We start from the raw sequence: 19838 nt of genomic DNA, 5'->3' as shown, positions 1-19838 counted from the left end.
TTTTATGTTTATAATCATTCATCATAGGTTTTAAAATAAAGATTTAAATAAGCATTAAAGAATTCATCTCATGGATTTCTCATTCACTGAGGAGGATCTTGAAATAAGAAAAAACGTATCCGAATTCCTGCAGAGGGAGCTTGGGCCAATATCAAAAAACATAGATAATTCTGGAATACCACATGATTTCATATTAAAGGCGGCATCACAGGGAATAATAGCGCCTGTGGTATCATCGAAATACAATGGTTCAAATCTTACATTTTTGCAATCTGCAATAATAGCAGAGGAGATATCAAAGGTTGATACAAGCATGGCTACGTCCGTATATTTCCTGCTGGACAATGCATGGCCATACATAATTGAAAAGTATGGCAACGACTCAATAAAAGATGAGTTATTATACGATGTCACCTCAGGAAAAAAGTTCATAGGCGTTGCATCAACAGAGCCATCAGGCGGCAGCGATGTTGCAGGTATAAAAACATCGGGAAGAGTTGAAAAAAACAGGGTTATTATAAACGGTCAGAAGATGTATATAAGCGGTGGCATGGAGGCGTATAAATATGGTGGCGGTCATCTAACCCTTTTCAGAACATCCGGCACAGGTCATAGTGGCATAACAATGGCATATGTACCTGCCAGTGCATTAAAAATAGAGAAGATAGAGAACATGGGCAGGATGGGCATATCAACATGCATTATGTACTATGAAAACACAGAGATACCTGATTATTACATAATAGGTGATATGAACCGTGGTTTTTACTATTCAATGGATGGTTTTAACCATGCAAGAATAGCGGTTGCAGCAGCATGTAACGGGCTCTCTGAAAAAATACTCGATCTTGGCATTGATTATATAAAGAACAGATCAGCCTTTGGTAAAAAACTCATGGATTTTCAATCAATATCATTTGAGGCTGCGGAACTGAGAACCGAGCTGGAAATGACAAAGCTTCTTACCTACAAGGCCGCATACCTGGCTGATAAAAACTCAGATGAGTTACCAGTGTACAGTGCAATGGCAAAACTGAGGGCACCGCAGCTTGCATTAAAAATATTAAAAAGTGTTATGATGTGGTATGGTGCCTACGGTTACACAAAGGATGCCGGGCTTGAAAGGGCTGCAAGGGGCATTTACAGCTATCTTGTCGGTGCAGAAGGTGCGCTTAACATAATGAAATTAATCATATCAAAGAGGATATTCTCATAGTTTTATATTAAAAATTTATATAATATATAAAGATTTATATTCAATGGTTTCTTTGATTTACAGGTGATAAAATGGCTGTTTATGTTTACAGAAATGGCGCTGTCTATGATGGCGAGACAAGGATCGCTGATATTACCAGGACAAATTCAGGTCTTAGAACAGATGAAATAATAATAAGCGGGAATTATAACATAGATATAAAACGAAGGGATAGAAACCGTTTTGAAATAATGCAATCAGGTGCCCCGGTGGGCGATGAGACCAGGGGCCTTAAATTGAATTATTACGGTCAGGAATACCGCATCATAGGCGATCTGAACTGGTTTGTTAAGTCACCTGCGGCAGAGCTTACAGTTGATTCCATGGGCACACCGGTTGCAACAATATCAAAGTCAAATGGTGAGATAAAGGTGGATACATCGAATACCGATGTTGGCCTGATATACCTTGCCTTTCTATCGCCATACGCATCACCGGTGTTAAATAACAGGTACTACAGAAGAAACGTAAGCCCTGCGGCAAGATACATACCATTACTAATACTTTTAATAGGCCTTGTTTTTATATCATTATCATCCTATGGTTATCTTGGCCTTAACTACAATGATGGGCTTTATATATTCTTTGCAGCGATTATATTATCATATGCAATCAGGTTTTTATTCTTTAGAAGGCGTTATTAAACATTATTAATATACAACATTTGAATTACTTTTTATGATTGTTACATCAAGGTCATTTGTTGTTGCATCCACAATCGTGATATTAATATTAAGTGCAATATTAACCTATGTGATATCAAAAACATACATGAAAACCAAAAGAACGCATTTATTTTACTGGAGTGCCGGCCTGTTTGTTTTTACTGTAAGCGTGCTTCTTGAAACCCTGATGGCCTCGGGCATTTACAATGTTTTTATAATATCACTTTACCTGTTTCTTGTTGCCGTGCTTGTTAACTTCCTTTCACTTGGTTCATTTGCACTTTACAATAATAAAAAATTTGAGAACTATTATTATATTTACTCCGGAATAACTGTGATATTTTTAATAATCACACTTGCATTGTATCCTCCAGGTTATTTAATATCAGATTACATCGTTTACGGACCGCTGCCACTGCCAGTAACAATTTCATCATCATTTGTTACTTTTCCTGCAGCATTTTTTATAGTCTTAATAGCAATTATAAGCTATAAAAAAAATAAAAACAAAAAATTGTTAAGCATTATAGCCGGTGTTATAATAGTAAGCATAGCTGGAACACTTTACATAGCAAGATTCCCTGTATTTCTTTACTATGCCGAATTTATAGGAATAGTGCTCTTATGGATAGGCTTCGTTTAATAAATTAATTTAACTTTAAATTATTAATAGTGTTATATTCAATTTATCTATATAAAATATTTAAATAGCAAATTTGGTGTATATAAAAAACAAATCAGCTTTATAATTATCTGGAGGCGAATTACCATAGATGTGATAACGATTAAGAAATTAACTGCTGAAGATGTGGATGCCCTGATTGAAATTGCCAGAGAATCATGGAAATGGACATACAGGGACATTTACAGTAACGAATTCATCGAGAGCTGGATAAGTGAAAAGTATTCTAAGGAAAAAATTTTAAATGAAATAATAAGGTCTCTATCAAACTTTGATATAATTTTCCTTGGTGCTCTTGTAAATTCAGCACTAACCGGATTCATAGAATTAAAGATAATTGCTGACAAAGCTGAATTACTACGCCTATACCTAAAGCCAGAATACACACGCAGAGGAATAGGAAAATTATTGCTGTCGGAAGCTGAGAAAATTATGAACTAAGGGTATTGTAGAATGCAGATTATAAGTTCACCAACAAAACAGTATTGGCGTATCGTTTTATAAAAAGAATGGATTCGATGTTAGGTATATTTATTGAGATGATTTCGTAATGGAAAAAAGGTACAAATCTTAACGATAAAAGACCGAATATACATCGAGAGATCTGTTTCTACATTACCAACAAATAGAGGTCATCACACTTTCATGTTGGTTCACAACGCAATAGCAACGAAAAAGCCTTAGATAATATGGATTTTACATAAAATGTATGAAATTTCTGCAATAACAATCTTTGTTTACACTACCTGCCCGTCTGTTGGGCACTCCGGGTATACATTTTGTCCAAAGTTGCCCACACAAAAGTATGGATAACAACAAATAAATTAAAAATGGAAGAAAATGGCCATTAATTCATGGTATTATTTGAATTGATACAGGTCGGATCACCAAGTAGTATATATGCTCATTCGCCCAGAGGCCACTGTCTCATGAGATTGACATAAAAGTCATCCTGCTCTGGAAAGAACTTATTTAGAGAGAAGGAACAAATTACTCTTTCATATACACTTAATCAATTACACAACGCTTTACCTATCCGCAAGAATTAGGGCCTGATTATAATTTTGAATGGGCCCGACCGGATTCGAACCGGTGACCTCCTCCGTGTCAGGGAGACATCATACCACTAGACTACGAGCCCTTACCACCTAATTTTAAGATAATATTTAATTTTTTACTTTTAATAACCAGCGGTACCATTTATAACGTTATGTGGCTTATAATTTTCCTCGATTCTTTTAATGTCATCATCGCTGAGCTTTATTTCAAGGGCCTCAAGATCATCATCAAGGTACTCCGGTTTTGTAACACCAATAACGGGTATAAAATTCTTTGATATTACATAGGCCAGTGCAATTTGAGATACCTTGACATCTTTTTCCTCTGCGATATTCTCCATGGTTTCAAGAACGTCAAAGTCATAATCCTTGAAATACCTTGATTTCATGACTGGATAGCTCCTGGTTCTCGCTGTTTCATTGTTTCCATGTCTTGAATACTTTCCTGATAAAAAGCCTGCGGCCATTGGTGAAAACGGCGAATATGATATTTTATGCTTATAACAGAACGGTATAACATCACGCTCATCCTCCCTGTATACCGCATTGTAATGGTTTTGAACTATTACAGGTCTGAAGTTATAAACCAAATCAGATATTGCATAAAACTCACCGAGCAATGATCCTGGAAAGTTGCTTAATCCTATGTAATGTGTTTTATTCAAATCAATTAATTCTGATAGCGTTTTGATTAAATCATTTAGATCAGTAGAATAAAATATTGTATGCATGAAATAGACATCAACATAATCTGTTTTTAGATTTTTCAGGCTCATATCAATTTCCCTTTTAATTACCCTCTTGTTGAAGCCCTGGTAAAAATCAGAGAGTTTGCCGCCGCCCTTTGTGCTTATTACAAGGTCATCTCTGTAATCCTTTATGGTGTTACCTATGATTATTTCAGACTCGCCATTTGAATATATATTTGCAGTATCTATAAAATTTATACCGGAATCAATTGCCTTTTTAATAATTCTATCTGCATCCCCGCCGCGAACCATCCATTCAGAGCTGCCAAAGGACATTCCACCAAGGCATAGCCTTGAAACCCTTAGATCTGTGTGGCCAAGATTAACATAATCCATAAACAAGAATTTTTTTATTCTATATTAATCTATAATATCAATAAATAACTAAATATATCAATAATCAATATTTAATCAATGATTAACAGAGATCTTGCACTGTTTGTTAAAAATCTCATGCCCGAATTCGAAAATTCAAAAGATCCAAACAAGCCGGTATCTATATGGAAGGAACTTGATAGATTAAGAGGTTTTCCTGAAAAGACCGTTGTATGCATATTCAGAACAAACGGCTGTGCCTGGTACAAATTCAGCTCATGCTCAATGTGCGGTTATTTTAATGACGTTTCATCAGGTATAATAGATGAGAATCTATTTAAGCAGATAGATATTTTAAAGTCATCACTCAATGGCGCAAAAGTCCTAAAGATCTTTACCTCAGGGAGCTTTCTTGATCCAAGGGAAATACCAAAGAACGTCCGTGACTATTTCTTTGAAAGTTTTAAGGATTCTGTCGATAAAATCTTAATTGAATCAAGGACAGAGTTCATAAAACAGGAAACACTGGATGATATAAAAAGACATAAAATACCTCTAAGAATAGCAATAGGTCTTGAGAGTGCAAACGATTACATTATAAAATATTCAGTAAACAAGGGAACAAATTTTAATAAATTTTTATCGGCGGCAAAACTTTTGAGGGCGAACAATCTTGAATTAAGAACATATCTAATTTTAAAGCCACCGTTTATATCTGAAAAAATGGCAATTTCAGATGTGATATCCTCTGTAAGGGCGGTAGCAGGGTACTCAAACGATGTTTCAATAAATCCCATGAATATACAGAAAAATACCATGGTTGAGGCATTATGGAAACGCGGGCTTTACAGGCCCCCAAGGCTTTTCTCTCTGGCCGAATCATTATTAAAATCAAGGGATTCTGGTACCGAGGTTTTATCATATCCAACAGGAGGGAACAGGGATCGCGGCGTCCATAATGATGAATTCGATGGAAAGCTTCTTGATTTAATTGTAAGATCCTCATTAAACCAGGACTTCAATGAATTGGATGAATACTATAATTCAATTGATAAATCAAAATACTACATGGAAATCGATCTTGAGGACAGAATGATCTTTCAAAGCGATTACAAAAAGCTTGTAAGTCATCTATCAGAGTCTGTTATGTTCTATTAAATCCCTTGTTTTATTCAATCTTTCTATTAAATCATTTATTACATTCATTGTATAAGGATTATAAATTAGCGTATCATTAAAGACCTTCCAGCTCTCTTTATTCTTTATTTCAGAGACCTCTAAAAGCTTTTTATATGAACCTGTTTTTATATCAGATTTGCAGTCAAGCATCATTGATATAATGTATGGCTTCACCATAATTTCAGACATTAATAAATCGTGTTCATCCGATGTCATCTCTATAAAATGCCAGTTTTTAAAAATCTTATTTAATTCATTTAAAGAATTATCCCTTGATATGTCATTTATAAATATAACATCATTTATTTTATTATAGCTCATCGGGCCGAATAATGGATGTATTGATGTAATCTTACCGGAATACTTTTTAAACGGCCATTTAACAGAAGATATCTCAACAAAGTTATTATAATCATAACTATCAATAATATTCAATGCAGCATCAACAGGAACTGAAAGAAAAACATGGTCTGCCTTTTTTATGTAAACACCAAGCTCATTTATATTATCAATATCAATGCATATCCTGTCATCAAGTAAACTGCAGAGCAGCGATCCGAACCTGCCATTGGCGCCAATTATTATTTCCATTTTACAAGCACCGGTTTGCTGTCAAGAATTACCTCTGTTTTTATTCCTGAGTTTATATTAACAATGTGATGATCCCTATCAGGCAATCCTATAATAACATGGCAGAATGCTTTTGAAAAGGCCTCCTCTATGAGATCATTATTATCCTCAATGTAGATCTCACGGCCCGGTCTTGATATGATCTTTGCAATTGATAATATCCTTGATGCATAATCACCGTTTACCTCTATAATTGAATCCTTGTTTATATCCAAACTAATATTTTTTTCATAATGTATTGTGAACTCAAAGATCATGTTTAGAATGGATAAACCAAAATCATCAAGTTTTAAATTATTTTTTATGTAATTTTCCCTTGATGAATCCCTTGGGCTTAAATGATTCCTCATCTTTGATATGCCAATCATCGTGGCAAGCTCCCTTCTTTTTTCAATTAATTCTATTATCTCCCTTGTATTCTTCATAATCTCTGATCTTAGAAGCTCCATCTCGTCTATAAATGCTACCACCCTGATAGATTATATCTATCATATATAAAAATTTAATTGGTCATTAATCACTTTTTTTATGCATTGATGATAAAAATATTTTTAAAGATGTTTTTATCCTTTTATTTTATACACAACAATGAAGCTCAGCGAGCTTGGTGAGAGGCTTATCATAAAAGAGCTTGAACCTGAACCCGGGGACGACTGCTCATTAATAGAATCCGGTAACAGTTATTATTTAATATCATCAGATCTTATAACAAGGAAGACGCACATACCGGATGGTGCATCGTATGATCTTGCAGGAAAGTTCTTTGCAACAATAAATCTGAGCGATATAGCCGCCATGGCCGGAAGGCCCATTGGCATAATGGTATCATATTCCGTAAACCCGGATCTTGACATAAGAGATTTAAAGGCCTTCCATGACGGTATAAAAAAGCAGATGAATAGATTTAATGCAAAGATCCTCGGGGGTGATACAAAGGAGGGTGAGGATTTCACGGTATCAGGTACAATCATCGGCATCCAGGAGAGATCCCTTGTAAGACGCAGGAGTGATATAAAACCAGGCCAAAAGGTCTATGTTACAAACGATATAGGAAGATCATCCTCGGGCTTTTTATTTTATAAAAATAATTATAAAAGGGATCTTGGCATATCATTAATGATGAACGTCGAGCCCAGAATAAATGAGGCAATAAAAATAAGCCAGTCTGGGGCAATGTTTATGATGGATCTTTCCGACGGCCTTGCCGCATCATTTTATCAGATAAGAAATGACTATAAAACCGGATTTAAGATATACTATGAAAGGATACCAAAGAGCATGTATGTCAAGGAGGCATCAAAAATATCAGGCGTTGACGAAAAGGAAATAATACTTTCAGGTGGCGGCGACTACGAATTATTATTCTCTGTTCCATATGATACATCAGAGGCCTTTGAGAGGTCAATGTCTTTAAACAATATTAATGTCTCATGCATAGGCGAGACCTATGATGGCGCCAATATTATAAACATGGACGGCTCATGGGAGGAATTGAGATCACACGGCTATGAACATTTCCTAAAGGAGCCGTTTTAGGGAATGTTTATATAGAAAATATTTATATAGAAGAACAAATATACCAATGATGACCTATAACAAAAAATATATAGACAGTGTGGAATACGACCTGATAGAAACAAGGAAGAGAATGTGGATGATGGAGCGCAAAAAAAACGAGGAGCTCTTAAAAAAATATCAGCAGGCAATGAGCGATCTTGAGGATTACAAGAACCTATACATGAGGCAGAGAAGCGAAATGGAAAACTATCAAAGATACATTGAAAAGACCATTAATAACATAAAGGCAAATGCAAATGCAGATCTTATTAAAACAATGCTGCCAGTACTTGACTCTCTTGATGCCGGAATACTACACGATGAAAAGCTTAAACCAATTAGATCACAGTTAATTAAAATACTATCAAACTACGGTTTAAAGGAGATTGAAAGCCGTGGAAAAAAATTTGACCCATACCTTAATGAGGTAGTGGGTATAGTTAAAGGCGATGATGACATCGTCGTTGAGGAAGTTCAAAAGGGATATATATTAAACAATGAGGTTTTAAGAACCTCGAAGGTTATAGTTTCAAAAGGTGGTAATAATGAGCAAGATAATAGGAATTGATTTGGGAACAAGCAACTCAGCTGCCGCGGTTGTAATATCAGGAAAGCCAACTGTTATTCCGGCAGCCGAGGGCGTTTCACTTGGCGGTAAGGCATTTCCAAGCTATGTTGCCTTTACAAAGGATGGTCAGCTGCTTGTTGGTGAACCTGCAAGAAGGCAGGCCCTGTTAAACCCCGAGGGTACAGTATATGCCGCAAAGAGGAAGATGGGCACGGATTATAAATACAAAATCTTTGGAAAGGAGTACACACCGCAGCAGATCTCAGCTTTTATACTGCAGAAAATAAAGCGTGATGCAGAGGCATTTCTCGGGGAACCAGTAACAGATGCTGTGATTACGGTGCCTGCATACTTTAACGACAACCAGAGGCAGGCAACAAAGGATGCCGGTGCAATTGCAGGCCTCAATGTAAGAAGAATCATTAATGAGCCTACAGCGGCATGCCTTGCCTATGGTATTGACAAATTAAACCAGTCATTAAAAATCGTTATATATGACCTTGGCGGTGGAACGCTTGATGTTACCATAATGGACTTTGGTCAGGGCGTTTTCCAGGTGCTTTCAACATCCGGTGATACGCATCTCGGCGGAACGGATATGGATGAGGCCATTGTAAACTTCCTGGCGGATAACTTCCAGAGGGAAAACGGCATAGATCTCAGGAAGGATCATTCCGCGTACATACGTTTGAGGGATGCTGCAGAGAAGGCAAAGATAGAGCTTTCAACGGTTCTTGAAACAGAGATAAACCTGCCATACATAACTGCAACACAGGACGGTCCAAAACATCTTCAGTACACATTAACAAGGGCAAAGTTTGAGGAGCTTATAGCGCCAATTGTTGATAGATCAAAGGTACCTTTGGATACTGCACTTGAGGGCGCAAAGCTAAAGAAGGGCGACATCGATAAGATCATATTAATAGGCGGTCCAACAAGAATACCATATGTAAGAAAGTACGTTGAGGATTACTTTGGCAGAAAGGCAGAGGGCGGTGTTGATCCAATGGAAGCGGTCGCAATGGGTGCTGCCATCCAGGGAGCAGTTCTTGCAGGTGAGGTAAAGGATATCGTTCTTTTAGATGTAACACCATTAACACTTGGCATAGAGACCCTGGGCGGCGTCATGACACCGCTGATACCTGCCAACACGACGATACCCACGAAAAAATCACAGATATTTACAACAGCAGCTGATATGCAGACCACTGTTACAATTCACGTTGTACAGGGGGAAAGACCGCTTGCAAAGGATGATGTATCACTTGGCATGTTCAATCTTGATGGAATTCCGCCTGCACCTAGGGGTGTGCCGCAGATAGAGGTAACATTCGATATAGATGCAAACGGTATATTAAACGTATCCGCAAAGGATCTTGGAACAGGAAAGCAGCAGAGCATATCAATAACGGCCACGAATAAATTATCAAAGGACGAGATTGAGAGGATGAAGAAGGAGGCCGAGCAGTACGCTGAACAGGACAAAAAGGCAAAGGAGGAGATAGAAACAATAAACAACGCCGAGACACTTGCATACACGGCAGAGAAAACAATAAATGATGCCGGGGATAAAATCGATGAATCATCAAAGGAAAGCGTCAGATCTATTGTAAAGGATCTTAGAGATGCAATATCATCAAAGGATATAAATAAGATAAAAGAACTCTCTGAAAAATTAACAAAGGAGATACAGGAAATAGGAACAAAGATGTACCAGAGCCAGGCAACCCAGGGCGCATCCCAGAACAGCTCACAGAATAATAACTCACAGAATAATAATGGCGATACCGTTGATGCGGATTTCAAGGAATCAAAATGAGGGGATAAATGGCAAAGGATTACTATGCCATTCTTGGCGTTGACAGAAACGCTTCGCAGGATGATATAAAAAAAGCCTTCAGGGAGCTTGCAAAGAAATATCATCCTGATGCAAATCCTGGAAACAAGGAGGCCGAGGAAAAGTTCAAGGAGATAGCAGAGGCCTACGAGGTTCTATCAGACCCGCAGAAGAGAAAACAGTACGATGAAACCGGAACAACGGATTTCAATGCCGGTTCAGGATTCAACTGGCAGGATTTCACGCATTTCGATGATATAAATGATATATTCAACCAATTTTTTGGTGGCAATTTCGGTGATACATTCTTCGGCGGTTATACAAACCAGCCAGATCTTGACATATATTTAAGGGTTAATATATCTCTTGAGGATGCATACTACGGTGCATCCAAAAACGTAAAATATAGAAGAAATGCAATGTGCGAGCACTGCTCTGGTACAGGTGCAGAGAACAAGGTTCTTATCACATGCCCGACATGTCACGGCTCCGGACAGGAGAGGATTACCAGGGGTCAGGGATTTTTCAGAATGGTTACAGTAACAGAGTGCAGAACATGTAATGGACGCGGAAAGATACCGCAAAAGCCATGCACCGTCTGTCATGGAACAGGTACAGTATCAAAGAACGAGGATATCTCTGTTAACATACCAAAAGGCGCGGATACAAACCTTAAGCTCAGGCTAAAGAACATGGGCAACTCCTATGGTGGTGTTACAGGCGATCTATACATAGTACTTATTGTAAATAATCCGCCTGGCATAAGAAGATCCGGCCAGGACATATACGTTGAGCACACAATTGATTTTCCTGAGGCCGCACTTGGCGGTGAGGAGGAAATAAAATTATTTAGGGAAAGCTACAATCTCAAGATTCCTGCAGGAACCCAGCCAGGTGAGATCCTTAAGATAAAGGGTGCCGGCATGCCAAGAATAAACGGACATGGCTCAGGAGATCTTAATGTAATAATAAAAATTGAGGTTCCAAAGCATTTAACATCAAGGCAGAAGGAACTATTAGAAGAATTTAGAAATGAAAAGAAGAAATCGTGGTTCCATTTTTAAATTAAACCTATATTTTTGAGTCTTTCCTTAAACTTCTCAACAGTTGTATCAAAAAGCGATGTCAATTTTATTATGTCATCACCCTTTAATAACTCACCTGCCTTATCCTTGTATGGTGCAACATCCTCCCTGGAAAGAACACCGGCCTCTGTTAGATTTATAATTGTTTCCCATCCATTCAATCTAATGTACGGGTTCTTTTGATCAAGAACCGAGAGTATATGGCTTTTATATTTTACATAATCATCCCTGTTTATTATATTATCACGGAGCATTAAAGGTATCATATGCCAGGCATCCGTTAATGTGCCTATATCGCTGTCATGGAGCTTTTCTATGAATATGTCCTTGTATTTTCTTAAATAGTCCGGTTCAAGGTATTTTCCGTTGATTAAATCATCGGCGTTCCACCATGCCGTTAAATCACCTGCTTTTATGTATGGCAATAGATAATCCTTTCTTTTCTCTATGTCCTCCTTGCTTATATATCCGGCATCAGCAAATCTCCTGGCAAGAACCCAGGCATGAACCTTAACCATCTCATCATCCGTGGTTAATAAATCAAGGAATAGATCCTTATGATTTACCACATAATCCTTGTCTAATATGTTATTTTCAATCAAGAAATTAACCTTATACCAGGCATCAAGTCTAGAAAACTCATCATCATCCGCTAACGATTTAATGTAATACGATTTGTTGTTTTTTATTGCATCACTTACCATAAAATGAAAAGAGAATATTTCTATAAAAACTTATTCGAATTTATTTTTCATTTTAGGCTCTCATCAAGCACTGTTTTTAACGCCCTTCTCAATATTAAATTCAATGTTGTTGGCGGTATATGTAATATCTCTGAAAGCTCATTTAAACCTATGCTCTTTGGCACATTGAAAAATCCAAGCTCGTATGCCTCTTTTAATATGTAAATTGACCTTGTGTCTATTGTTCTTCCCTTATCTATTTTTACCGAGATATCATCTATTGAGAGCTTTTCCCTTAATGCCTCTGAGATATGATTCACCTTATGCATGCTATCAAGTTTAATCTTCCAGAACATCTTTCCGTCCCTGTCAACGCGCTCCATCATGGGATATTCATTACCATGCATGCCGAAATTCTTCATTATATTAAAGATTGGGCACTGGTCAGTTACGATATTTACAAGGGCAAGCTTGTCATTTCTTGATATTACCTCAAGATTATATATATGATCATACTCACTTAGGTACTCTATTGCATTTTCAATGGCCGCTGGATTAACAGAGAATATCTCCACTATCTCCTTTAAATGATTGTCCTCTGTAATTTCCTTTTTTAATATTCTAAGCCTGACATCAAACATTCTAACAATCGCGGATGTAAAGCATTTGTCATATGAAAGTACGTAGGTGACATTCATTAATTTATAAATAAGGAGCAGATAATAAACTTTTCTATTTTAATTTTATTATTTTGCAGAAAGTATTTATATTATTTAGGTAAGGTTAACCTAATATTTTTACTATGATAAATAATAGCATAATGTTTTACCATTTATTGAAAGACAAAGCTTCAAAAAATTATTCTAAAATAATATTAAACAACAAAAATTAAATATAAATCAAAATAAAAGTTTAATATAAAAATTTTTAAATATATATTATTGCAATTTAACCCTATGCCATAAAAATTAACAATTAAAATATAAAAATTATAAGAATATAATTTTAAATCATCCAGTTAAAGTTAATATATTTTAAATTAATACAGGTATGAGCAGAGGTTGCCGAGACTGGACAAAGGCGCTAGATTGAGGGTCTAGTTCCGTAGGGATCCGCGGGTTCAAATCCCGTCCTCTGCATAAATATAAAAGTCCAATGCATGTTTTTATAATTATCAAGAGCATTGAAGTTTATTGTTGAAATGAAAATAATAATGGCTTGGGTCTGGAAATAATTGAATATGGCATATTCTTAATATAATTAATTTAACATTGAAAAATAGATTATTAAATTGTACTTATGCAGGGGAATAATTTTTAATACCCAGTGAAAATTATGGAATTTAAAAATATTGAATAATTTTATTCATTTGATGTATTTACATAATCTTCCAGTGATTTTGTTCTGTGACCTGTGGCCTGTGCAACAATATAGAATATCAAAGCTATTATACCATCCGCTATGAAATCATAAGGAAATTTTATTATATTTATTCCACCGTATGCTGCCGGTCCTATATATGATAATATCATGGCTGCAAGAAGCATGTAAACGTACCATGAACCACTGATTATATCGGTTTTTCCTGAGAGCCTTAAATATGAATATATTGATACAATAAAAAGCACTATATCTATGTAAATCACATAAACTGGCCAGGAGTAAGTATAATACAAAACAAGTATCAACGAGAACAGGAACGGAACAACCATGCTTAAAAGGAACATGTAGCTCTCATTCCTGCTAAATTTTTCATTGCCTGATAATAAATATAAGAAAAAGAACATCAAAAGGCCTGCAAGGGTGACTATAACAACCTCACCTGACAGTGGCCATCCGGACCAGTATATAACAAGAAATGTAAATATAAAGGCAACTGGTGCTATTACTGATGAACCCCTCAGTGTAAATGGCCTCTCCACATCCGGTGCGGTTCTTCTTAATATATTTATGGAGGCGGGGCCAACAACGTAGGCTATTACAAGTGTGGACGTTAATATTCCAACAAGCAGATCCCAGCCAGGAAATTCATATATAAAGGCAAGTCCAAGGAAGAATCCAAGGATCAGTGCCCTGGATGGCACTCCCCTTCTATCCAGTTTTGAAAAAAACTTTGGGGCGTATCCGTAATTTGCCATGGACTGGAAGATCCTTGCAGGATAAGCTGCATAGCTTATTCCGGCACCTCCGGGTGATATAACAGCATCAACAAGGAGTATCACTGCCAGCCAGCCAAAGCCTATGTCATAGGCTATCCTTGCAAAGGGCCCGTTTGTCAATGATGTGCTTGTTATTGCACCCCAGTCGCCCGGCTTTATTCCTATGACACTCCATCTGACAGCCCCAACAAAGGCAACCTGTAAAAGTGTGTACAGTGCTATGACAAGAAGAAGTGATATTATCACGGATTTCCAGATGTAATCCTTTCTCCTTGCCTCACCTGCCATGTTCACGGCAGCGCGGAACCCCTCAAATGAGAATATTATGCCTCCAAGGACCAGGGCATAGAAGATACCATGATAGCCGGCATAGAACGGATTATACGTTGTTAAATTTGCCGGATGAAATGCCAGTGGTATCAGCGTTACTATGACAAGCAATGGTATTAACCATTTCCATATCATAAGTATTGACATGGCATTGCCAAAAACCCTTACTGAAAGAAGGTTTACCAGAAGGACTATGATCATTATTGCCACGGCAAATATATAACCATCCGTTAAAAGTATTCCATGCCTGTTTACAAGTCCAGGTATGAATGCTGATGCGTATGTAACCATGGCTATTGCCTCTATTGGTGGTGTCATTATATCAGAGATCCAGGCACCCCAGCCTGCGATAAAACCAACAAGCTTGCCATGGGTCATCTCCCCTATCGGGGTTGAGCCGCCGGCAAGTGGAAATGCAGATGAGACCTCCATGTATGTCAGTGCTATCATTAGAACTATAAATCCACCGAGAAGCCATGCTATAATTGATCCAAGAGACCCGGCATAGCTGCTTGCATATAGTTCGGCAAAGAGCCAGCCCGATCCTATCATGCCCATTGCATTAAGCATTATTAAATTAACAAGACTTAAATCCCTTTTATAGGAGACGGATACCTCAGCCATGTGGCATTAATGTTATATTTTATTTAAATTTTATCAACTCTAATATTTTGATATTAAAAAACACATTTATATGCATATTTTACTGTTAATATTAATATTTACATTAAATATATTCATACATGGTAGAGGTTTCACCATCGATCATATCATCAGATCTTTCACATCTTTACGATGAAATAAAAAGATGCGAGGATGCCGGTGCAGGATCATTCCACCTTGATGTTATGGACGGTCATTTTGTAAACAACATTACAATGGGCCCGGACCTTATAAGGGCAATAAGAAAATCAACAGGGCTAAGACTGGATGCACATTTGATGATAGAAAGGCCTGATAAATATTATAAATCATTTCTGGATGCCGGTGCAGATGTTCTTTTAATACATTATGAATCGCCTGTAAACACAATGGAGCTTCTTAAAAAATTTCATAGGGAAAATATAAGGTATGGCATAGTAATAAATCCTGAAACCAATTTTGAAAGGGTAAAATCATTAATTGAAAATGCAGAGATATTATTAATAATGTCTGTTAACCCGGGTTTTTCAGGCCAGAAATTCATCGACGACTCATTAATAAAGGTCTCACAGGCCAGGGAATTTATAAGGGCCAACAATTTAAAGACAAGGATTGAGATAGACGGCGGCATAAATGATGAAACTGGCAGGCTTGCGGCAAATGCCGGTGCTGATATACTTGTTTCAGCGTCATTTATATTCAAAAATGGGGTTATAAATCCAATAAAAACATTAAAGAACTTTTAAGCTTTTAATAGTATCCTGCCCGTACTCCTGTTCTTAAAATAGTTCATGGCCTCCTTTAAATCCCACAGACTAAAAGTTTTTTCAACAGGTAAATAGATCCTGTTCATTGAAATTATTTTTATTAATTCAAGTAGATCCTTCCTTGTACCTCCGGTGCTACCGTAAATTTTTATCTCATTTGCGTACAGGCTTCCTATGTCAATTTTTGCCTCACGGCCTGTTAAAATGCCAAAGGTTACTATCTTGCCACCCGTTTTAATATGCCTCAATGATTCCTCAAATATTGAACCGCCAAGTGGATTTATAATATAATCAGCCTTAAAATCTTCCGGCACGCTGTCAAGTACATTTATATTATACCTTTCAAGATCCTTTTTTCTTGATAAAACGTACGTTTCAAGGCCGAATATCCTGGCAAGCTGTGCTGTAAATATTCCTGTATTACCGGCACCGTAGACAAGTATGGTTTTACCAGCCTCTATGTTCATGGTTTTTAACGCCCTGTATGCGGTCAGCGCGCCGACCCCCATGCTTGCTGCAACATAATCATCTATTGAATCCGGAATCTTAAAAAGGTTCATCTCGGGTAATTTTATCATCTCACGGTAAACGCCATTTGATGCAACGCCCAGAATTCCACCATTCAGGCACAGGTGTTCATTGCCTGTTATGCACTGCTCACAGGTACCGTCAAAGATCCTGTTGTATATTATTACCCTGTCGCCCCTTTTTATGTAATTTCCATCGGCCATTGCAATGCCTATTGCCTCTGAACCAGGTACATGCGGCATTGGTTTAACACCATACATAATGTTTCCGTTTACTGTTGAATAATCCACCGGATTTAATCCGGCCATTGTTATTTTCACCGGTATTCCGGGAGATTCATCATTGATATCCTCAATCTTTATATTTTCTATACCAAATCTTTCAAGAACTATGGCCCTCATTGATTGATATTATTTAATCAATAAAAAAACCTTTCCAATAAAGAAAAAGATATTTATTAATTAATTTTGCTTTCAATGTCCTTTATCATGCTCTTTATTCCAATGTCATTTGAATACTTTTCAGCCTCCTTAAGTGTATTTAGCGCCTCCTTGAATCTTCCCTGCTTTTCATAGATACCTGCCATATATTTAAAGTACTCAGGATTCGGTGATATCTTTATGCAGCTGTTTAAATCGTTTAGCGCCTCATCGTATCTTTTTAGATCATCAAGCAGCATCGCCCTCTTGTAAAGGAATATTGTCTCCATGCTGTTCAATTTAACAGCCATATTGTAGTCCTCCAGAGCCCTGTCGAACATTTTTAACTCAAGGTATACGTTTCCCCTGTTATAATAATAATCAGGGACATCGCTCTCTATTCTTATTGCGTTTGTGAAGGCCTCTAGTGCCCTGTCAAATTTTTTTATGTCATCGTATATCGATCCAAGTATATTATAATAATCACCCTTTGATGAATCAAGGCTTATGGCCTTTTCGCAGTCCTTTATTGCCTCGTTGTACATTTTAAGCGAGTAATATGCAAGGGCCCTGTTATGATAAAGATCCGGGTCATCGCTTATCAATTTTATTGCCTTTGTGAATTCCTTGACCGCATCCTCATATTGCATTACATTAAAGTATGATATACCACGCTCGTTATAGTCATCTGCCTGCTCACTTTTGTTATATATATAATCTGCCATCAATTTATATTATTATATAATATTTAAACTCTTTTCGATTATAATCCGCCAGCGAAAGTTAATTATATAAAATAAAACTCACCATTCTAAATATGAACGAATACAGTATACATTTATCATCATTAAAGGATAAAATAGAAAAAGAGCTAAAAAACTTTTTCGAGAAAAAGCTGGATGCATGTGACGACGAAAACATAAGGTATGTAATAAAGGAGCTAATGGAATTCACAATGAATGGCGGTAAGCGATTGAGGCCGATAATGATGATAACCGGCTACTCGCTATTCCATGATATCGATGATAATATAATAAAGGCATCGATATCAATAGAGCTTGCACAATCATATTTATTAATACATGATGATATAATGGATCAAAGCGACATGCGCCGCGGAAGGCCAAGCTTTCACAGATCCGTGGAGACAAGACTAAATGATCCAAGGAACTCAATGAACATAGCAATAGTTGCAGGAGATCTTATAGATTCATTTTCACATGAGGCACTGCTAACATCTGGTTTTGATATAAAAAATCTTATATCTGCTGATTATGAATTTTCAAAGGTTATTGAGGATACCGGAAAGGGGCAGCTGATAGACATCTTTTCATCACTTGACGATGAATTTTCTGAATCAAGGTTAATGAAGCTGCATTATATGAAGACTGCAAGGTACACAATTGAAGGGCCATTGGTGATGGGAGCCATGCTTGCAGGAAATAAAAAGGACATCGATTATTTAAGAATCTATGGTAAGAACATAGGCATAGCATTTCAGATAAAGGATGATATTCTTGGACTTTTTGGTGATGAAAAACAAACAGGTAAATCTATAAAAAGTGATGTAAACGAGGGCAAAAAAACCCTTTTAATGATAAAGGCCTATGAAAGATCAAATAGTATGATAAAGGATTACATAAAAACATGCCTCTCATCCGGCGATATAAGTGATATAGATTTTAAAAAGCTTAAGGATATTGTTGTTTCAACAGGCTCATATAATTACTCGTTAAAAATCATGGAAGATTTAATATCAAAGGGCAAGAGCGCATTGAAGATGGTTAGCGGCAATGAGGAATCAAAGGCCATGCTTGAATATTTATCTGATTATATATTAAACAGATCAAATTAATAATCTGGTCTGTGCTTTTTATACATGTCCTTTAGTGTTCCGTCATCTATATGTGTATATATCTGTGTTGTTGCCACGCTTGCATGTCCAAGTATTTGCTGTATAAACCTTATATCACCGCCGTTTCTGAGAACAGATGTTGCAAAGGTATGTCTTAGCACATGCGGGGTGACATGCTTTTCTATACCCGCCTTTACTGCAAGCTTTTTTATTAATCTTTCAATAGTGCTTGTATCGTATCTTGATTTTTTATTACTGATAAAAAACGTATCACCAGGATACTTTAATCTATCATTGTAATATGATCTTAATATCTCAGAGCATTCATCTGGTATTATGGCTATTCTATCCTTGCCTCCCTTTCCGGATCTTACATATATTATGTTTTCATTCAGGTCTATATCCTCTATTTTTAAATTGCAAAGCTCGCTTACCCTTATTCCAGAGTAAAGCAGCAGTGATACTATGGCAAGGTGTTTCCTGTTATTTGATGAGGCCTTTATAAGGTTTTTTGCCTCATTTGTGTTTAAATAAACAGGTATCTTTTTATTTCTTCTTGGTGCATTTAGTGTTCTTGGTATCTTTATGTCACGTGACTGCAAAAAGAGCTTTATTGCCTTCATGCTCAGGTACTGTGAGGACTTTGAGTATCTTTTATCAACGGCAAGATGCCTCTTGTAATCCTCTATATCAAAATCATTTATATCCTCGGGTTTTTTGTTTATATAATTTATAAAATCACGGACAAGTGATTTATATTCCTTTATCGTGTTAAGGCTCTTTCTCTCGCCTATCATGTAGTTCTCAAAGTTTTTAATGTAATCCATGGGTTCATATCCATATTTTGGATTTAAAATTAATGAATAGATTTATAT

At 36.7% G+C, this 19838-nt stretch carries 20 protein-coding genes and 2 tRNA genes; 12 read left to right on the top strand and 10 right to left on the bottom strand.

Annotated features, from left to right (window positions below):
* Positions 1–70: 70 nt before the first annotated feature.
* The 4 genes from B8780_RS00715 (at position 71) to paiA (ending at position 3043) form a co-directional block, all read left to right on the top strand.
* Positions 71–1216 (top strand): acyl-CoA dehydrogenase family protein, encoded by a 1146-nt coding sequence (locus tag B8780_RS00715; RefSeq protein ID WP_084272318.1) that lies wholly within the window; start codon positions 71–73, stop codon positions 1214–1216.
* Between the two features lie 71 nt (positions 1217–1287).
* A complete protein-coding gene (locus tag B8780_RS00710) occupies positions 1288–1899 on the top strand; it encodes a hypothetical protein (RefSeq protein ID WP_084272317.1) in 612 nt (203 codons plus the stop codon).
* A gap of 34 nt (positions 1900–1933) precedes the next feature.
* Entirely contained in the window at positions 1934–2563 is a 630-nt protein-coding gene (locus B8780_RS00705; RefSeq protein WP_011177633.1) for a hypothetical protein, read from the top strand.
* Positions 2564–2695: 132 nt separating this feature from the next.
* The gene (gene paiA, locus B8780_RS00700) at positions 2696–3043 is read left to right on the top strand and encodes a spermidine N(1)-acetyltransferase (protein ID WP_236719338.1); all 348 of its coding nucleotides are present in this window, start codon (positions 2696–2698) and stop codon (positions 3041–3043) included.
* A gap of 628 nt (positions 3044–3671) precedes the next feature.
* Here paiA and B8780_RS00695 read toward each other — a convergent pair.
* Together B8780_RS00695 and B8780_RS00690 are read right to left on the bottom strand one after the other, a co-directional pair.
* Positions 3672–3743: transfer RNA gene (locus B8780_RS00695), tRNA-Val, on the bottom strand.
* 39 nt (positions 3744–3782) lie between these two features.
* Positions 3783–4745, bottom strand: a complete 963-nt coding sequence (locus tag B8780_RS00690; protein WP_084272316.1) for an aldo/keto reductase — start codon at positions 4743–4745, stop codon at positions 3783–3785.
* 78 nt (positions 4746–4823) lie between these two features.
* On the opposite strand from B8780_RS00690, the gene B8780_RS00685 reads away from it, so the two are divergent.
* Complete coding sequence (locus tag B8780_RS00685) at positions 4824–5882, top strand: archaeosine biosynthesis radical SAM protein RaSEA (protein ID WP_084272315.1); 1059 nt, start codon at positions 4824–4826, stop codon at positions 5880–5882.
* Here B8780_RS00685 and B8780_RS00680 read toward each other — a convergent pair.
* Positions 5859–6494, bottom strand: coding sequence for a Rossmann-fold NAD(P)-binding domain-containing protein (locus tag B8780_RS00680; protein WP_084272314.1), 636 nt, complete (start codon positions 6492–6494; stop codon positions 5859–5861). The two genes, B8780_RS00685 and B8780_RS00680, sit on opposite strands and share 24 nt — an antisense overlap.
* Positions 6485–7003: a chorismate mutase gene (locus B8780_RS00675; RefSeq protein ID WP_084272313.1), complete on the bottom strand. Its 519-nt coding sequence runs from the start codon at positions 7001–7003 to the stop codon at positions 6485–6487. Before B8780_RS00675 ends, B8780_RS00680 begins: the two co-directional genes overlap by 10 nt.
* A gap of 118 nt (positions 7004–7121) precedes the next feature.
* Here B8780_RS00675 and B8780_RS00670 point away from each other — a divergent pair, with 118 nt between their 5' ends.
* The 4 genes from B8780_RS00670 to dnaJ are packed head-to-tail and all read left to right on the top strand — an operon-like array spanning position 7122 to position 11559.
* On the top strand, positions 7122–8069 hold the full coding sequence (locus B8780_RS00670) for a thiamine-phosphate kinase (RefSeq protein ID WP_084272312.1): 948 nt from the start codon (positions 7122–7124) through the stop codon (positions 8067–8069).
* A 49-nt stretch (positions 8070–8118) separates the two neighbouring features.
* A complete protein-coding gene (locus B8780_RS00665) occupies positions 8119–8658 on the top strand; it encodes a nucleotide exchange factor GrpE (RefSeq protein WP_236719337.1) in 540 nt (179 codons plus the stop codon).
* Entirely contained in the window at positions 8636–10477 is a 1842-nt protein-coding gene (gene dnaK, locus B8780_RS00660) for a molecular chaperone DnaK (protein WP_084272311.1), read from the top strand. The genes B8780_RS00665 and dnaK overlap by 23 nt, the downstream gene beginning before the upstream one ends.
* Positions 10478–10485: 8 nt before the next feature.
* Positions 10486–11559 (top strand): molecular chaperone DnaJ, encoded by a 1074-nt coding sequence (dnaJ, locus tag B8780_RS00655; protein ID WP_084272310.1) that lies wholly within the window; start codon positions 10486–10488, stop codon positions 11557–11559.
* On the opposite strand, the gene B8780_RS00650 is transcribed toward dnaJ, so the two are convergent.
* Complete coding sequence (locus B8780_RS00650) at positions 11556–12284, bottom strand: hypothetical protein (protein WP_084272309.1); 729 nt, start codon at positions 12282–12284, stop codon at positions 11556–11558. The genes dnaJ and B8780_RS00650 overlap by 4 nt on opposite strands.
* A gap of 47 nt (positions 12285–12331) precedes the next feature.
* Positions 12332–12961: a helix-turn-helix domain-containing protein gene (locus tag B8780_RS00645; protein WP_084272308.1), complete on the bottom strand. Its 630-nt coding sequence runs from the start codon at positions 12959–12961 to the stop codon at positions 12332–12334.
* A 356-nt stretch (positions 12962–13317) separates the two neighbouring features.
* On the opposite strand from B8780_RS00645, the gene B8780_RS00640 reads away from it, so the two are divergent.
* Positions 13318–13402: transfer RNA gene (locus B8780_RS00640), tRNA-Leu, on the top strand.
* A gap of 222 nt (positions 13403–13624) precedes the next feature.
* On the opposite strand, the gene B8780_RS00635 is transcribed toward B8780_RS00640, so the two are convergent.
* Positions 13625–15376 (bottom strand): APC family permease, encoded by a 1752-nt coding sequence (locus tag B8780_RS00635; protein ID WP_084272307.1) that lies wholly within the window; start codon positions 15374–15376, stop codon positions 13625–13627.
* Positions 15377–15495: 119 nt separating this feature from the next.
* Between B8780_RS00635 and rpe the strand changes: the two genes are divergently transcribed.
* Positions 15496–16140, top strand: coding sequence for a ribulose-phosphate 3-epimerase (gene rpe, locus B8780_RS00630; protein WP_084272306.1), 645 nt, complete (start codon positions 15496–15498; stop codon positions 16138–16140).
* Here the strand turns inward: rpe and B8780_RS00625 are convergent.
* Together B8780_RS00625 and B8780_RS00620 are read right to left on the bottom strand one after the other, a co-directional pair.
* On the bottom strand, positions 16137–17090 hold the full coding sequence (locus tag B8780_RS00625; RefSeq protein WP_084272305.1) for an alcohol dehydrogenase catalytic domain-containing protein: 954 nt from the start codon (positions 17088–17090) through the stop codon (positions 16137–16139). The genes rpe and B8780_RS00625 overlap by 4 nt on opposite strands.
* A gap of 56 nt (positions 17091–17146) precedes the next feature.
* A complete protein-coding gene (locus B8780_RS00620) occupies positions 17147–17833 on the bottom strand; it encodes a tetratricopeptide repeat protein (RefSeq protein WP_084272304.1) in 687 nt (228 codons plus the stop codon).
* A gap of 92 nt (positions 17834–17925) precedes the next feature.
* Here B8780_RS00620 and B8780_RS00615 point away from each other — a divergent pair, with 92 nt between their 5' ends.
* Positions 17926–18963: a polyprenyl synthetase family protein gene (locus B8780_RS00615; protein ID WP_084272303.1), complete on the top strand. Its 1038-nt coding sequence runs from the start codon at positions 17926–17928 to the stop codon at positions 18961–18963.
* Here B8780_RS00615 and xerA read toward each other — a convergent pair.
* Positions 18960–19790, bottom strand: a complete 831-nt coding sequence (gene xerA, locus B8780_RS00610) for a site-specific tyrosine recombinase/integron integrase (RefSeq protein ID WP_084272302.1) — start codon at positions 19788–19790, stop codon at positions 18960–18962. The two genes, B8780_RS00615 and xerA, sit on opposite strands and share 4 nt — an antisense overlap.
* Between the last annotated feature and the right edge of the window lie 48 nt (positions 19791–19838).

This window comes from Picrophilus oshimae DSM 9789 (genome assembly GCF_900176435.1).
GTDB classification, from domain to species: Archaea; Thermoplasmatota; Thermoplasmata; order Thermoplasmatales; family Thermoplasmataceae; genus Picrophilus; species Picrophilus oshimae.
The sequence above is the reverse complement of the archived record's forward strand: the minus strand, read 5'-3'. Positions and strand labels throughout refer to the sequence as shown.

Excerpts from the sequence above, each read along its gene's own strand:
- B8780_RS00715 (WP_084272318.1), top strand. The coding sequence starts at position 71 with ATGGATTTCTCATTCACTGAGGAGGATCTTGAAATAAGAAAAAACGTA.
- B8780_RS00710 (WP_084272317.1), top strand. The coding sequence starts at position 1,288 with ATGGCTGTTTATGTTTACAGAAATGGCGCTGTCTATGATGGCGAGACA.
- B8780_RS00705 (WP_011177633.1), top strand. The coding sequence starts at position 1,934 with ATGATTGTTACATCAAGGTCATTTGTTGTTGCATCCACAATCGTGATA.
- B8780_RS00690 (WP_084272316.1), bottom strand. The coding sequence starts at position 4,745 with ATGGATTATGTTAATCTTGGCCACACAGATCTAAGGGTTTCAAGGCTA.
- B8780_RS00685 (WP_084272315.1), top strand. The coding sequence starts at position 4,824 with ATGATTAACAGAGATCTTGCACTGTTTGTTAAAAATCTCATGCCCGAA.
- B8780_RS00680 (WP_084272314.1), bottom strand. The coding sequence starts at position 6,494 with ATGGAAATAATAATTGGCGCCAATGGCAGGTTCGGATCGCTGCTCTGC.
- B8780_RS00670 (WP_084272312.1), top strand. The coding sequence starts at position 7,122 with ATGAAGCTCAGCGAGCTTGGTGAGAGGCTTATCATAAAAGAGCTTGAA.
- B8780_RS00665 (WP_236719337.1), top strand. The coding sequence starts at position 8,119 with ATGACCTATAACAAAAAATATATAGACAGTGTGGAATACGACCTGATA.
- dnaK (WP_084272311.1), top strand. The coding sequence starts at position 8,636 with ATGAGCAAGATAATAGGAATTGATTTGGGAACAAGCAACTCAGCTGCC.
- dnaJ (WP_084272310.1), top strand. The coding sequence starts at position 10,486 with ATGGCAAAGGATTACTATGCCATTCTTGGCGTTGACAGAAACGCTTCG.
- B8780_RS00650 (WP_084272309.1), bottom strand. The coding sequence starts at position 12,284 with ATGGTAAGTGATGCAATAAAAAACAACAAATCGTATTACATTAAATCG.
- B8780_RS00645 (WP_084272308.1), bottom strand. The coding sequence starts at position 12,961 with ATGAATGTCACCTACGTACTTTCATATGACAAATGCTTTACATCCGCG.
- B8780_RS00635 (WP_084272307.1), bottom strand. The coding sequence starts at position 15,376 with ATGGCTGAGGTATCCGTCTCCTATAAAAGGGATTTAAGTCTTGTTAAT.
- rpe (WP_084272306.1), top strand. The coding sequence starts at position 15,496 with ATGGTAGAGGTTTCACCATCGATCATATCATCAGATCTTTCACATCTT.
- B8780_RS00625 (WP_084272305.1), bottom strand. The coding sequence starts at position 17,090 with ATGAGGGCCATAGTTCTTGAAAGATTTGGTATAGAAAATATAAAGATT.
- B8780_RS00620 (WP_084272304.1), bottom strand. The coding sequence starts at position 17,833 with ATGGCAGATTATATATATAACAAAAGTGAGCAGGCAGATGACTATAAC.
- B8780_RS00615 (WP_084272303.1), top strand. The coding sequence starts at position 17,926 with ATGAACGAATACAGTATACATTTATCATCATTAAAGGATAAAATAGAA.
- xerA (WP_084272302.1), bottom strand. The coding sequence starts at position 19,790 with ATGGATTACATTAAAAACTTTGAGAACTACATGATAGGCGAGAGAAAG.